The following is a 13,155-nucleotide window of genomic DNA, read 5'->3' as shown; positions in this document are numbered from 1 at the left end:
ACGGACCTGCCGCGGAACGCGCCTGGCTACGATGGGCCAGCCGGACGGCCGACGGGGTCGTGCCGGTGCACCCCACGAACCTCCGGGAAGGCCATGCTGAACAAGTACGCGCGTGCTTTCTTCACGCGTGTCCTCACACCGTTCGCCGCGTTTCTGCTCCGCCGGGGCGTCAGCCCGGACACGGTCACGCTGATCGGCACGGGAGGCGTGGTCGCGGGAGCGCTGGTCTTCTACCCCAGGGGCGAGTTCTTCTGGGGCACGGTCGTCATCACCCTGTTCGTCTTCTCGGACCTGGTGGACGGCAACATGGCCCGCCAGGCGGGCGTCTCCAGCCGCTGGGGCGCCTTCCTGGACTCCACCCTGGACCGGGTGGCCGACGCGGCCATCTTCGGCGGGCTGGCGCTCTGGTACGCCGGGGGCGGGGACGACCTCGTGCTGTGCGCGGTGACGATCTTCTGCCTCGCCAGCGGCCAGGTGGTCTCGTACACCAAGGCGCGCGGTGAGAGCATCGGACTGCCGGTCGCGGTCAACGGCCTGGTCGAACGGGCCGAGCGACTGGTGATCTCACTGGTGGCCTGCGGCTTCGCGGGGCTCCACAAGTTCGGCGTCCCCGGCATCCAGTGGCTGCTGCCGATCGCCCTGTGGATCGTGGCCGTCGGCAGCCTGGTGACGCTGGTGCAGCGGGTGATCACCGTGCGCCGCGAGGCCTTCGAGGCCGACGCGGCGGCGCACGAAGGGAGCGGGCGGGCGTGAAGGACGGGCTGACCGACGCGCTGTACGGACTGGGCTGGGGTGCGGTCAAACGGCTGCCGGAACCCGCTGCGGCGCGGCTCGGCCGGTCCGTCGCCGACCTGGCCTGGAGCCGCCGCGGCAAGGGCGTGCAGCGCCTGGAGTCCAACCTGGCCAGGGTCGTGCCCGACGCCGACGAGGCGCGGCTGCGGGAGCTGTCGAAGGCCGGCATGCGCTCGTACCTGCGCTACTGGATGGAGTCCTTCCGGCTGCCGGCCTGGAGTAAGGAACGCATCAGCTCCGCGTTCGACTGCAAGGACCTGCACCACCTCGAGGACGGCCTGGCCTCCGGCCGCGGCGTCGTCCTCGCCCTGCCGCACATGGCCAACTGGGACCTCGCGGGCGCCTGGGTCACCACCCGGCTCGGGGTGCCCTTCGCCACCGTCGCCGAGCGGCTCAAGCCCGAGAGCCTGTACGACCGCTTCGTCGCCTACCGCGAGGGCCTGGGCATGGAGGTGCTGCCGCACACCGGCGGCGCCGCCTTCGGCGCGCTGGCCCGGCGGCTGCGCGGCGGCGGCCTGGTGTGCCTGGTCGCCGACCGCGACCTGTCCTCCTCCGGCGTCGAGGTGGACTTCTTCGGCGAGGCCACGCGCATGCCCGCGGGCCCCGCGCTCCTCGCCCAGCAGACCGGGGCGCTGCTGCTGCCGGTCACCTTGTGGTACGACGACTCGCCCAACCTCCAGGGCCAGGTCCACGCACCGATCGAGGTGCCGGAGGACGGCACGCGGGCGGAGCGGACCGCCGTCATGACGCAGCGCCTGGCGGACGTCTTCGCCGCCGGCATCGCTGCGCACCCCGAGGACTGGCACATGCTGCAGCGGCTGTGGCTCGCCGACCTGGAACCGCGGGCGGACGCGCCCGCCGGGCAACCGGCAGGGCGCGAAGCGGCGTCCTCCCCGGTGTCCGGCGACCCCACCGACCGCTCCGGAACGGAGAAGCCTTGAGGATCGGGATCGTCAGCCCGTACTCGTGGGACGTCCCAGGTGGCGTCCAGTTCCACATCCGCGACCTCGCCGAGCACCTCATCGCGCTCGGCCACGAGGTCTCCGTCCTGGCGCCGGCCGACGACGACACCCCGCTGCCGCCGTACGTCACCTCCTCCGGCCGTGCCGTGCCCGTGCCGTACAACGGCTCGGTCGCGCGGCTGAACTTCGGCTTCCTGTCGGCCGCGCGGGTGCGCCGCTGGCTCCACGAGGGCGCCTTCGACGTCATCCACGTCCACGAGCCCTCCTCGCCCTCCCTCGGCCTGCTGACCTGCTGGGCCGCGCAGGGGCCGATCGTGGCCACCTTCCACACCTCCAACCCGCGCTCCCGGGCGATGATCGCCGCCTACCCGATCCTGCAGGCGGCGCTGGAGAAGATCAGCGCCCGCATCGCGGTCAGCGAGTACGCCCGGCGCACCCTGGTCGAGCACCTGGGCGGGGACGCCGTGGTCATCCCGAACGGCGTCGACGTGGGCTTCTTCGCCGACGCCGAGCCGAAGACGGAGTGGCAGGGCGGAGGTCCCCCCGGCGAAGACAGGGGGAGGACCATCGGCTTCATCGGGCGGATCGACGAGCCCCGCAAGGGCCTGCCCGTGCTGATGAAGGCCCTGCCGAAGATCCTCGCCCAGCAGCCGGGCACCCGGCTGCTGGTCGCCGGGCGCGGCGACGAGGCCGAGGCCGTGGAGGGCCTGCCCAAGGAGATGCGCGACCGGGTCGAGTTCCTCGGCATGGTCAGCGACGAGGACAAGGCGCGGCTGCTGCGCAGCGTCGACCTGTACGTGGCGCCCAACACCGGCGGCGAGAGCTTCGGCATCATCCTGGTCGAGGCCATGTCGGCCGGGGCGCCGGTGCTCGCCAGCGACCTGGACGCCTTCCGCCAGGTGCTCGACGGGGGCGCGGCCGGCGAGCTCTTCCCCAACGAGGACCCGGACGCGCTGGCCGCCTCCGCCGTACGGCTCCTGGGCGACGCCGAGCGGCGTGCCCAGCTGCGCGAGCTGGGCTCCCGGCACGTCCGGCGCTTCGACTGGTCGGTCGTGGCCGCCGACATCCTCGCGGTGTACGAGACCGTCACCGCCGGCGCCGTGGCGGTCGCCGCCGACGAGCGGGTGGGCCTGCGGGCCCGCTTGGGCTTCGCCCGCGACTGACCCCGGAACCGCCACCCGCGACCGAAGCCCGCGACCGAAGCCCGCCGCCGGCGCCCCGGCGGTCCGCCGCCCGGTGGGCCGCACCGGGCGCACCGGTAGCCTTGCGGCCCGTGACCACCTTCATCTGGGTCGCCGTGGCGCTGGTCGCCGTCGGCCTCTACCTGAGCTGGACCGCGGGCCGGCTGGACCGCCTGCACGCCCGTATCGACGCCGCCCGGGCCGCGCTGGACGCGCAGCTGCTGCGCAGGGCCTCCGTGGCCCAGGAGCTGGCCACGGCGGGGGTGCTGGACCCGGCGGCGAGCATCGTGCTCTACGAGGCCGCGCACTCCGCCCGGCAGGCCCTGGACGAACAGCGCGAGGTGGCCGAGAGCGAACTCAGCCAGGCGCTGCGCGCGGTCTTCGCCGAGTCCGACGCGGTCGACGCCGTCCGGGCCGCCCCCGGCGGCGACGAGGCCGCGCGCGAGCTCACCCAGGCGGTACGCCGGGTGCCGATGGCGCGGCGCTTCCACAACGACGCCGTGCGCGCCGCCAGGGCGCTGCGCGAGCACCGCAAGGTGCGCTGGTTCCGGCTCGCCGGGCACGCGGCGCAGCCGGTGACGTTCGAGATGGACGACGAGCCCCCGGTCGTCCTGACCGCGGAGGGCGTGGCAGGCCACTGAGGAGCGATTGGCCCTTTTGCGGTCCACTTCGTGCGGTCCACCATGAAACACAGAGCAGCCATCGGTGTTCCGCCGGCCGTCCGTGAGGAGGCCCGCAGACGCCGTGGGCTGCCGTGACCCTGCAGTTGAGTCTCCGAGTGAGGTCCCCGTGTCCACCACGCTTCCCAGCACCCCCGAGTCCCCCGAGACCGGCACCGCCCGCGTCAAGCGCGGTATGGCCGAGCAGCTCAAGGGTGGCGTGATCATGGACGTCGTCACCCCCGAGCAGGCCAAGATCGCCGAGGACGCGGGCGCCGTCGCCGTCATGGCGCTGGAGCGGGTCCCCGCCGACATCCGCAAGGACGGCGGCGTGGCCCGCATGTCCGACCCGGACATGATCGAGGGCATCATCGACGCCGTCTCGATCCCGGTGATGGCCAAGTCCCGCATCGGCCACTTCGTCGAGGCCCAGGTCCTGCAGTCGCTCGGCGTCGACTACATCGACGAGTCCGAGGTGCTCACCCCGGCCGACGAGGTCAACCACTCCGACAAGTGGGCCTTCACCACGCCCTTCGTCTGCGGCGCCACCAACCTGGGCGAGGCCCTGCGCCGCATCGCCGAAGGCGCGGCCATGATCCGCTCCAAGGGCGAGGCCGGCACCGGCAACGTGGTCGAGGCCGTCCGTCACCTGCGCCAGATCAAGAACGAGATCGCCCGCCTGCGCGGCTACGACAACCACGAGCTGTACGCCGCGGCCAAGGAGCTGCGCGCCCCGTACGAGCTCGTCAAGGAGGTCGCCGAGCTCGGCAAGCTGCCGGTCGTGCTGTTCTCCGCGGGCGGTGTCGCCACCCCTGCCGACGCGGCGCTGATGCGCCAGCTCGGCGCCGAGGGCGTCTTCGTCGGCTCCGGCATCTTCAAGTCCGGCGACCCCGCCAAGCGGGCCGCCGCCATCGTGAAGGCCACCACCTTCTACGACGACCCCAAGATCATCGCGGACGCCTCCCGCAACCTGGGTGAGGCCATGGTCGGCATCAACTGCGACACCCTCCCCGAGGCCGAGCGCTACGCCAACCGCGGCTGGTAGGCGCCCCACGCCCCGCGATGGGCAGGCCGGCGACGGCCTGCCCATCGTCCGTTGCCCCACCCGACGTTCCGGAAGGTCCCAGCCCGTGTCCAGCAGCACCCCGACCATCGGAGTCCTCGCCCTGCAGGGCGACGTCCGCGAGCACCTGGTCGCGCTCGCCGAGGCCGACGCCCTGGCCCGCCCCGTGCGGCGGCCCGAGGAACTGGCCGAGGTGGACGGTCTGGTGGTCCCGGGCGGCGAGTCGACCACGATGTCCAAGCTCGCCACGCTCTTCGGCATGATGGAGCCGCTGCGCGACCGCATCCGGGACGGGCTTCCGGTCTACGGCACCTGCGCCGGGATGATCATGCTCGCCGACAAGATCCTGGACGGCAGGGACGACCAGGAGACCTTCGGCGGGATCGACATGATCGTGCGCCGCAACGCCTTCGGCCGGCAGAACGAGTCCTTCGAGACCGCGGTCGAGGTCGAGGGCGTGGAAGGCGGCCCGGTCGAGGGCGTCTTCATCCGCGCACCCTGGGTCGAGTCCACCGGCAGCGGGGTCGCCACGCTGGCCCGGCTCGACGACGGAACGGTCGTCGCCGTGCGCCAGGGCAACCTCCTGGCCACCTCGTTCCACCCCGAACTGACCGGGGACCACCGGCTGCACCGGTACTTCGTCGACATGGTGCGCGCCGCCCGGTGAGGTGATCCCGGTAGGATCGCAGTGTTCGTGAAGCAATCGGTGACGTGAAGGAGACAGGCTGATGTCCGGCCACTCTAAATGGGCTACGACGAAGCACAAGAAGGCCGTGATCGACGCCAAGCGCGGCAAGCTCTTCGCGAAGCTGATCAAGAACATCGAGGTCGCCGCCCGCGCGGGCGGCGCCGACATCTCCGGTAACCCGACCCTCTTCGACGCCATCCAGAAGGCGAAGAAGAGCTCGGTGCCCAACAAGAACATCGACAGCGCGGTCAAGCGCGGTGCCGGGCTCGAGGCGGGCGGTGCCGACTACGAGACGATCATGTACGAGGGCTACGGCCCCAACGGTGTCGCGGTGCTCATCGAGTGCCTCACCGACAACCGCAACCGCGCCGCCTCCGACGTGCGCGTCGCCATGACCCGCAACGGCGGCTCCATGGCCGACCCCGGCTCGGTGTCCTACCTGTTCAACCGCAAGGGCGTCGTGATCGTCCCCAAGGGCGAGCTCAACGAGGACGACGTGCTCGGCGCGGTCCTGGACGCGGGCGCCGAGGAGGTCAACGACCTCGGTGAGTCCTTCGAGGTGCTCAGCGAGGCGACCGACCTCGTCGCGGTGCGCTCGGCGCTCCAGGATGCGGGCATCGACTACGACTCCGCCGAGGCCAACTTCGTCCCCACCATGCAGGTGGAGCTGGACGAGGAGGGCGCGCGCAAGATCTTCAAGCTCATCGACGCGCTCGAGGACAGCGACGACGTGCAGAACGTCTTCGCCAACTTCGACGTCTCCGACGAGATCATGGAGAAGGTCGAGGCCTGATCCGGTCCGGCAGGACGTACGGCAGGACGGCGGCCCGTGGGGAGGACACACCCCCACCGGGCCGCCGTCGTTGTCGGTGGCACCCGATAGCCTCCAGGGGCCGCTTGAACGGCTGTCCGAGGGAGGGAGGGGCGCGGTGCGTGTGCTGGGTGTGGACCCGGGGCTGACCCGCTGCGGCGTGGGCGTGGTGGACGGTGCCCCCGGCAAGCCGCTGCGCATGGCCGGCGTCGGGGTCGTCCGCACCCCGGCGGAGGCCGACATCGGCCATCGCCTGGTGCTGATCGAGCGCGGCATAGAGGCCTGGCTGGACGAGTACGCGCCCCAAGCCGTCGCCGTGGAACGGGTGTTCAGCCAGCACAACGTGCGCACCGTGATGGGCACGGCCCAGGCCAGCGCCGTCGCCATGCTCTGCGCCTCCCGCCGCGGCCTGCCCGTCCACCTGCACACCCCCAGCGAGGTCAAGGCCGCCGTCACCGGCAGCGGCCGGGCCGACAAGGCACAGGTCGGTGCCATGGTCACCCGGCTGCTGCGGCTCGACGCCCCACCGAAGCCCGCCGACGCCGCCGACGCGCTGGCGCTCGCCATCTGTCACATCTGGCGCGGCACCGCGACCAACCGCCTCCAGCAGGCCGTCGCCCGAGCACGAACCCAGGAGCCCAGCACATGATCGCCTTCGTCAGCGGGCCCGTCGCCGCCCTCGCCCCGGACATCGCGGTGATCGAGGTCGGTGGCATCGGCATGGCCGTCCAGTGCTCCCCGGGCACCCTGGCATCGCTGCGCCTGGGGGAGCAGGCCCGGCTCGCCACCTCCCTGGTCGTCCGCGAGGACTCCCTCACCCTCTACGGCTTCGCCGACGACGACGAGCGCCAGGTCTTCGAACTGCTGCAGACCGCCAGCGGCGTCGGTCCCCGGCTCGCCCAGGCCATGCTCGCGGTGCACAGCCCCGACGCGCTGCGCACGGCCGTCGCCACCGGCGATGAGAAGGCCCTGACCGCCGTCCCGGGCATCGGCAAGAAGGGCGCCCAGCGGCTGCTGCTGGAGCTGAGGGACCGCCTCGGCGCCCCCGTGGGCGCGGCGGGCGTCGCACGCCCCGCGGTGGCCGCAGGGCCCGCCTCCTGGCGCGAGCAGCTGCACGCCGCGCTGATCGGCCTGGGCTACCAGCCGCGCGAGGCGGAGGAGGCCGTGGCCGCGGTGACGCCGCAGGCGGAGGCGAGCGCCGAGCCGCAGGTCGGCGCCCTCCTGCGGGCCGCCCTGCAGACCCTGAACCGAGCCCGCTGACCGTAGCCCGCCGAGCGTAAGGCGCACCGAAGTGAACTGGGACGACGAGTCCGTACCGACCACCGCCGACCGTCTCGTCGGCGCTGCCGCAGACGGCGAGGACCAGGCCGTCGAGGCGGCGCTGCGGCCCAAGGCGCTGGAGGAGTTCGTCGGCCAGGAGCGGGTCCGCGAGCAGCTCGACCTGGTGCTGAAGGCCGCGCGCCAGCGGGGCGGCACCGCGGACCACGTGCTGCTCTCCGGCGCCCCCGGGCTCGGCAAGACGACCCTGTCGATGATCATCGCGGCCGAGATGGGCGCCCCGATCCGCATCACCTCCGGCCCCGCCATCCAGCACGCCGGGGACCTCGCGGCGATCCTCTCCTCCCTCGCCGAGGGCGAGGTGCTCTTCCTCGACGAGATCCACCGGATGTCCCGGCCCGCCGAGGAGATGCTCTACATGGCGATGGAGGACTTCCGGGTCGACGTCATCGTCGGCAAGGGACCCGGCGCCACCGCCATCCCCCTCGAGCTGCCGCCGTTCACCCTGGTCGGCGCCACGACCCGGGCCGGTCTGCTGCCGCCGCCGCTGCGCGACCGCTTCGGCTTCACCGGCCACATGGAGTTCTACGCCCCGGCCGAGCTGGAGCGGGTCATCCACCGCTCCGCGCGCCTGCTGGACGTCGAGATCGAGCCCGAGGGGGCTGCGGAGATCGCCGGCCGCTCCCGGGGCACCCCGCGCATCGCCAACCGACTCCTGCGCCGCGTACGGGACTTCGCGCAGGTGAAGGTCGACGGCGTGGTCACGCGCGAGGTCGCCGCCCGGGCACTGGACGTGTACGAGGTCGACGGCCGCGGCCTGGACCGGCTGGACCGCGCCGTGCTGCAGGCCCTGCTGGGGCTCTTCGGCGGCGGTCCGGTGGGGCTGTCGACGCTGGCGGTGGCCGTGGGGGAGGAGCGGGAGACGGTGGAGGAGGTGGCCGAGCCGTTCCTGGTGCGCGAGGGGCTCCTGGCGCGCACACCCCGTGGCCGCGTAGCCACTCCCGCTGCCTGGGCACACCTTGGACTCGTGCCGCCACAGGGCGGCGGACCCGGGCAAGACGGGCTGTTCGGCCCTTGACGGCGGGGAGACTCGCCGCCGCAGGAACCTCGGTGTAATGCTTGGCGTTGTTCCACCGGCGAACGAACGCTTAGACTCCGCCGACGTCGTGCCTCCGGGACCGACACCCACAATCCCGTAGACCAGGCCCCAGCGGCCGTGCGAAGGATCGTCAAGACACCATGAATCTGGTTCAAATCCTGCCTTTCGTCCTGATCATCGGTGTCATGCTGCTGATGACCCGTTCCGCGAAGAACCGTCAGCGCCAGGCCACGCAGATGCGTGACCAGATGTCCCCCGGCTCGGGCGTCCGGACGATCGGCGGCATGTACGCCGTCGTCAAGGAGGTCAACGAGGACACGGTCCTGCTGGAGCTGGCCGACGGCGTCCACGCGCACTTCGCGAAGAACGCCATCGCCGCCGTCCTCGACCAGGCCGAGTACGACCGTGTCGTCCACGGCATCGACCCGGAGCCCGAGCTCGAGGCGCACGACGCCGAGGACGTCGAGGACGTCGAGAAGGCCGACGAGCACGTCGACCTGAGCAAGACCGCCGACGAGGGCGTGACCGAGGACGCCTCCAAGACGGACGGCACCGACAAGAAGTAACGGCCCGGCCGGTACGTTTCAGGTTCGGCAAGTCCGTACTACTCATCGTGCCGCCCTGCTGCGCGCGCAGGTCCGCAGGGCGGTTGGACAGGGAGAATCGAGAAGGTGGCAGCACCGAAGAGGGGCCGTAAGCCCTCGGGGAGCCAGGGATACCCCGGGCGGGCGCTGGCAGTGATCCTGCTGGCCATCGTGGCGCTTACCGGAGGGATGTTCCTCTCCGGCCACACCACCCCCCGGCTGGGCATCGACCTCGCCGGCGGTACGAGCATCACGCTGACGGCCAAGAGCGACCAGGCCGGCGCGATCAACAAGACCAACATGGACACCGCCAAGGCGATCATCGACCGGCGTGTCAACGGTCTTGGTGTCTCGGAAGCCGAAAGCCAGATCCAGGGCGACCGGAACATCATCGTCAACATCCCCAAGGGCACCAACGCCGCGCAGGCCGAGCAGCAGGTCGGCACCACGGCCCAGCTCTACTTCCGCCCGGTGCTCGCCGAGGTGGCCAACGCCCCGGCGGCGTCGGAGTCGCCCGGCGCCAGCCCCTCGGGCTCGCCCTCGTCCCCGGCCTCGCCGTCCGCGAGCGCCTCCACCGGTGCCAAGGTCCCCGGCTCCCCGTCCGCGAGCGCCTCGACGCAGGGCCGCGCCGTCACCGACGCGCTGAAGGCCTCGTCGACGCCGTCCGCCTCCGCTTCGGGCTCGCCCTCGCCGACCCCGACGCCTTCGGCGAGCGCCGCGGCCCCCGGGAGCACGCTGGACACCTCCATCCCGGAGGACCTGCAGGCGAAGCTCGCCGCGCTGGACTGCTCCGACGCGAAGACGCGCGCCAACCTGAACCTCAAGGCCAAGCCGACCGACAAGATCGTCGCGTGCAGCCAGGACGGCGGCGCCAAGTACGCCCTCGGTCCCTCCGCGGTCGACGGCAAGAACGTCAGCAAGGCCGCCGCGCAGTTCGACACCCAGGGCGGCAACGGCTGGGTCGTCACCCTGAACTTCGACGGCACCGGCTCCAAGGCCTTCTCGAAGATCACCTCTCAGCTGTCCCAGCAGCAGCCGCCGAACAACCAGTTCGCGATCGTGCTGGACAACGAGGTCGTCTCCGCCCCCTCGGTGAACCAGACCCTGAGCGGAAGCGCCGAGATCTACGGCAGCTTCACCCAGGAGAGCTCCCAGGACCTGGCGAACGTCCTGTCCTACGGCTCCCTGCCGCTCACCTTCGACAAGTCGGACGTCACCAAGGTCTCGGCGGCGGTCGGCGGCGAGCAGCTGCACGGCGGCCTCATCGCCGGCGGCGTCGGCCTCGCCCTGGTCGTGCTCTACCTGGTCGCCTACTACCGCGGCCTGAGCTTCGTGGCGATCCTGAGCCTCATCGTCTCGGCGATCCTCACCTACGAGATCATGACGCTGCTCGGCCCGGCCATCGGCTTCGCACTGAACCTGCCGGCGGTCTGCGGCGCCATCGTGGCCATCGGCATCACCGCGGACTCGTTCATCGTCTTCTTCGAACGCATCCGTGACGAGCTGCGCGAGGGCCGCTCCCTGCAGCCGGCCGTGGCCCGTGGCTGGCCGCGCGCCCGCCGCACGATCCTCGTCTCGGACTTCGTGTCGTTCCTGTCGGCCGCCGTGCTCTTCGTCGTCTCGGTCGGCAAGGTGCAGGGCTTCGCCTTCACCCTGGGTCTGACGACGCTGCTCGACGTGGCCGTGGTGTTCCTCTTCACCAAGCCGCTGATGACGATCCTGGCCCGCAAGAAGTTCTACGCCAGCGGACACCCCTGGTCCGGGCTCGACCCGCGTGCCCTGGGCGTCAACCCCCCGCTGCGCCGCACTCGCCGCCCCGCGGCCCGTACCGACGTCAAGGAGGCCTGATGTCCCGGCTCGGCAACCTCGGGCACCGCCTGCACCGAGGCGAGATCGCCTACGACTTCGTCGGCAAGCGCAAGCTCTGGTACGGCGTCTCGATCCTGATCACCATCGCGGCGATCGTCGGTCTCGCCGTCAACGGCCTCAAGCTCGGCATCGAGTTCTCCGGTGGCGCGGTCTTCACGACCCCGAAGACCGAGATGTCGGTCAGCCAGGTCCAGGACAAGATCGCCGGCAACACCGGTGGCCACCAGGCCATCGTGCAGAAGCTCGGCACGGGCGCCGTCCGCGTCCAGATCAGCGACATCTCGCTCACCGAGGCGAAGAAGATCCAGGGCGAGATCGCCGAGGACCTGAACGTCAAGTCGGCGGACATCGACCCGCAGATCATCGGTCCGAGCTGGGGCGACGAGATCTCCAAGAAGGCCTTCCAGGGCCTGGTGATCTTCATGGTCCTGGTGACGATCTACCTGGCGATCGCCTTCGAGTGGCGCAAGGCCGTGGCCGCGCTGATCGCCCTGATCCACGACCTCACGATCACCATCGGCGTCTACGCCATCGTGGGCTTCGAGGTCACCCCGGGCACCGTGATCGGCCTGCTGACCGTCCTCGGTTACTCCCTCTACGACACCGTCGTCGTCTTCGACGGTCTGAAGGAGTCCACCAAGGACATCACCAAGCAGAACCGCTACACGTACAGCGAGCTGGCCAACCGCAGCCTCAACCAGACCCTGGTGCGTTCGATCAACACCACGGTCGTGGCGCTGCTCCCGGTGGCGGGCCTGCTCTTCGTCGGCGGCGGTCTGCTCGGCGCGGGCATGCTCAACGACATCGCCCTGTCGCTCTTCGTCGGCCTCACCGCCGGTGCGTACTCCTCGATCTTCATCGCGACCCCGCTGGTCGCGGACCTCAAGGAGCGCGCCCCGGAGATGAAGGCGCTGCGCAAGCGCGTGCTCGCCAAGCGCGCCGCCGACGCCCGCCGCGGCGAGGACGGCGTGGACGAGCCGCAGGACGGGATCCCCGCGGACGAGGACGGCGGACCGGCGGAGGACGACACCCACGCGGGTGCCGCCGTCGTCGGCGGCCAGCGCAACCAGCCGGCCCGCAACCGCAGCCGCAACCGTCCCTCCGGCAAGCGCCGCTGAGGACGCAGCGGACGTTCGACGAGTCGCAGCGACGAAGGACCGAGGAACACCACCGATGACCATCGCGGACGCCACCCCGGAAGGGCTGCGCAGCCTGCTGCTCAGCCGCATACGGGACGTGCCCGACCACCCGAAGCCGGGCGTGACGTTCAAGGACATCACCCCGCTGCTGGCCGACCCCGCGGCGTTCAACGCGCTGATCGACGCCCTGGCCGGGCTCTGTGCCCGGCACGGCGCCGACAAGGTCGTCGGCCTCGAGGCGCGCGGGTTCATCCTCGCCGCCCCGGCGGCCGCCCGCGCCGGACTCGGGTTCGTGCCCGTGCGCAAGGCGGGCAAGCTGCCCGGGGCGACGCTGGGCCAGGCGTACGAGCTGGAGTACGGCACCGCCGAGATCGAGGTCCACCAGGACGCCTTCTCGGCCGGTGACCGGGTCCTGGTCATCGACGACGTGCTCGCCACCGGCGGCACGGCGGAGGCGTCCCTGGAGCTGATCCGCCGCACCGGCGCCGACGTCGCCGGTGTCGCGGTCCTCCTGGAACTGGGCTTCCTCGGCGGGCGCGCCCGCCTCGCCCGGTCCCTGGGCGGTGCCCCCCTGGAGGCACTGATCGCGGTCTGAGCACCCTTCTCCGACGTGTGGCGCCAGAGTCCCGGCTCCGGCGCCACACGCATGTCCGGATGCGGGGACGCGAGGACGCGGGGATGCCGGGACGACCGCGGGCGCCGAGGGCCTGACCAGCCCGTCGGCGGCTCGACGGCGGGAGGCGGGCTCCCGGCCCGGAAGCGGTCCGGGGCCCGCCTCCGGGCGTTGCGGGGGGTCCACGGGGCGGACGGGACGCGGTCCACCCGGTCAGATCGCTACCATGGTGTCTCGGAACCTCCCTCCTCGCCCGTCTCCGGCCGGGAGGGGACCAGAAGGAGTGCCCTTGCAAGAAGAGGCCAGGCAGGCTCAGCCGACGACGACCGCAGACGGGAAGCAGGCGGCTGCCCTCTCCGCGGCTCCTCCCGTCGCGCCCGCCGCACCCGCGGAGAGCAAGGCCGCAGGGCCCGCTCC

At 71.8% G+C, this 13,155-nt stretch carries 14 protein-coding genes; all 14 read left to right on the top strand.

Translation table 11 applies throughout. The features are described from left to right. The first annotated feature begins 93 nt into the window (after positions 1 to 93). The 14 genes from pgsA (at position 94) to PV341_RS25185 (ending at position 12,720) form a co-directional block, all read left to right on the top strand. Positions 94 to 753, top strand: coding sequence for a phosphatidylinositol phosphate synthase (gene pgsA / locus PV341_RS25250; RefSeq protein WP_499510809.1), 660 nt, complete (start codon positions 94 to 96; stop codon positions 751 to 753). Further along, on the top strand, positions 750 to 1,733 hold the full coding sequence (locus PV341_RS25245) for a phosphatidylinositol mannoside acyltransferase (RefSeq protein WP_500359028.1): 984 nt from the start codon (positions 750 to 752) through the stop codon (positions 1,731 to 1,733). The genes pgsA and PV341_RS25245 overlap by 4 nt, the downstream gene beginning before the upstream one ends. Beyond that, entirely contained in the window at positions 1,730 to 2,917 is a 1,188-nt protein-coding gene (locus PV341_RS25240) for a glycosyltransferase family 4 protein (protein WP_500324449.1), read from the top strand. The genes PV341_RS25245 and PV341_RS25240 overlap by 4 nt, the downstream gene beginning before the upstream one ends. 101 nt (positions 2,918 to 3,018) lie before the next feature. Further along, positions 3,019 to 3,576, top strand: a complete 558-nt coding sequence (locus PV341_RS25235) for a LemA family protein (protein WP_500324448.1) — start codon at positions 3,019 to 3,021, stop codon at positions 3,574 to 3,576. A 148-nt stretch (positions 3,577 to 3,724) separates the two neighbouring features. Beyond that, complete coding sequence (gene pdxS, locus PV341_RS25230) at positions 3,725 to 4,639, top strand: pyridoxal 5'-phosphate synthase lyase subunit PdxS (protein ID WP_500324446.1); 915 nt, start codon at positions 3,725 to 3,727, stop codon at positions 4,637 to 4,639. Positions 4,640 to 4,724: 85 nt separating this feature from the next. Further along, positions 4,725 to 5,324 carry a pyridoxal 5'-phosphate synthase glutaminase subunit PdxT gene (gene pdxT, locus PV341_RS25225; RefSeq protein WP_500359027.1) on the top strand — a complete coding sequence of 200 codons (600 nt, stop codon included), beginning with the start codon at positions 4,725 to 4,727 and terminating at the stop codon, positions 5,322 to 5,324. Positions 5,325 to 5,385: 61 nt separating this feature from the next. Then, a complete protein-coding gene (locus tag PV341_RS25220) occupies positions 5,386 to 6,138 on the top strand; it encodes a YebC/PmpR family DNA-binding transcriptional regulator (RefSeq protein ID WP_499510803.1) in 753 nt (250 codons plus the stop codon). 136 nt (positions 6,139 to 6,274) lie between these two features. Continuing rightward, positions 6,275 to 6,805 (top strand): crossover junction endodeoxyribonuclease RuvC, encoded by a 531-nt coding sequence (gene ruvC / locus PV341_RS25215; protein ID WP_499510802.1) that lies wholly within the window; start codon positions 6,275 to 6,277, stop codon positions 6,803 to 6,805. After that, on the top strand, positions 6,802 to 7,416 hold the full coding sequence (ruvA, locus tag PV341_RS25210; protein ID WP_500324442.1) for a Holliday junction branch migration protein RuvA: 615 nt from the start codon (positions 6,802 to 6,804) through the stop codon (positions 7,414 to 7,416). The genes ruvC and ruvA overlap by 4 nt, the downstream gene beginning before the upstream one ends. Before the next feature lie 31 nt (positions 7,417 to 7,447). Beyond that, positions 7,448 to 8,512, top strand: a complete 1,065-nt coding sequence (ruvB, locus tag PV341_RS25205) for a Holliday junction branch migration DNA helicase RuvB (RefSeq protein ID WP_500324441.1) — start codon at positions 7,448 to 7,450, stop codon at positions 8,510 to 8,512. A gap of 161 nt (positions 8,513 to 8,673) precedes the next feature. Beyond that, positions 8,674 to 9,099 (top strand): preprotein translocase subunit YajC, encoded by a 426-nt coding sequence (gene yajC, locus PV341_RS25200; protein ID WP_500324439.1) that lies wholly within the window; start codon positions 8,674 to 8,676, stop codon positions 9,097 to 9,099. A gap of 105 nt (positions 9,100 to 9,204) precedes the next feature. Next, positions 9,205 to 10,965, top strand: coding sequence for a protein translocase subunit SecD (gene secD, locus PV341_RS25195; protein ID WP_500324437.1), 1,761 nt, complete (start codon positions 9,205 to 9,207; stop codon positions 10,963 to 10,965). Further along, positions 10,965 to 12,104, top strand: a complete 1,140-nt coding sequence (gene secF / locus PV341_RS25190; protein WP_500324436.1) for a protein translocase subunit SecF — start codon at positions 10,965 to 10,967, stop codon at positions 12,102 to 12,104. Before secD ends, secF begins: the two co-directional genes overlap by 1 nt. A 55-nt stretch (positions 12,105 to 12,159) precedes the next feature. Beyond that, a complete protein-coding gene (locus PV341_RS25185; RefSeq protein ID WP_499510796.1) occupies positions 12,160 to 12,720 on the top strand; it encodes an adenine phosphoribosyltransferase in 561 nt (186 codons plus the stop codon). Positions 12,721 to 13,155 lie beyond the last annotated feature (435 nt).

It is taken from the genome of Streptomyces sp. PA03-1a (assembly GCF_033792805.1).
In the GTDB taxonomy this organism is placed as follows: domain Bacteria; phylum Actinomycetota; class Actinomycetes; order Streptomycetales; family Streptomycetaceae; genus Actinacidiphila.
This window is presented reverse-complemented; position numbering and strand designations above follow the sequence as displayed.

Bases quoted from the DNA above. Each gene is read 5' to 3' on its own strand.
- pgsA (WP_499510809.1), top strand. From the start codon at position 94: ATGCTGAACAAGTACGCGCGTGCTTTCTTCACGCGTGTCCTCACACCG.
- secF (WP_500324436.1), top strand. From the start codon at position 10,965: ATGTCCCGGCTCGGCAACCTCGGGCACCGCCTGCACCGAGGCGAGATC.
- yajC (WP_500324439.1), top strand. From the start codon at position 8,674: ATGAATCTGGTTCAAATCCTGCCTTTCGTCCTGATCATCGGTGTCATG.
- PV341_RS25220 (WP_499510803.1), top strand. From the start codon at position 5,386: ATGTCCGGCCACTCTAAATGGGCTACGACGAAGCACAAGAAGGCCGTG.
- PV341_RS25185 (WP_499510796.1), top strand. From the start codon at position 12,160: ATGACCATCGCGGACGCCACCCCGGAAGGGCTGCGCAGCCTGCTGCTC.
- ruvA (WP_500324442.1), top strand. From the start codon at position 6,802: ATGATCGCCTTCGTCAGCGGGCCCGTCGCCGCCCTCGCCCCGGACATC.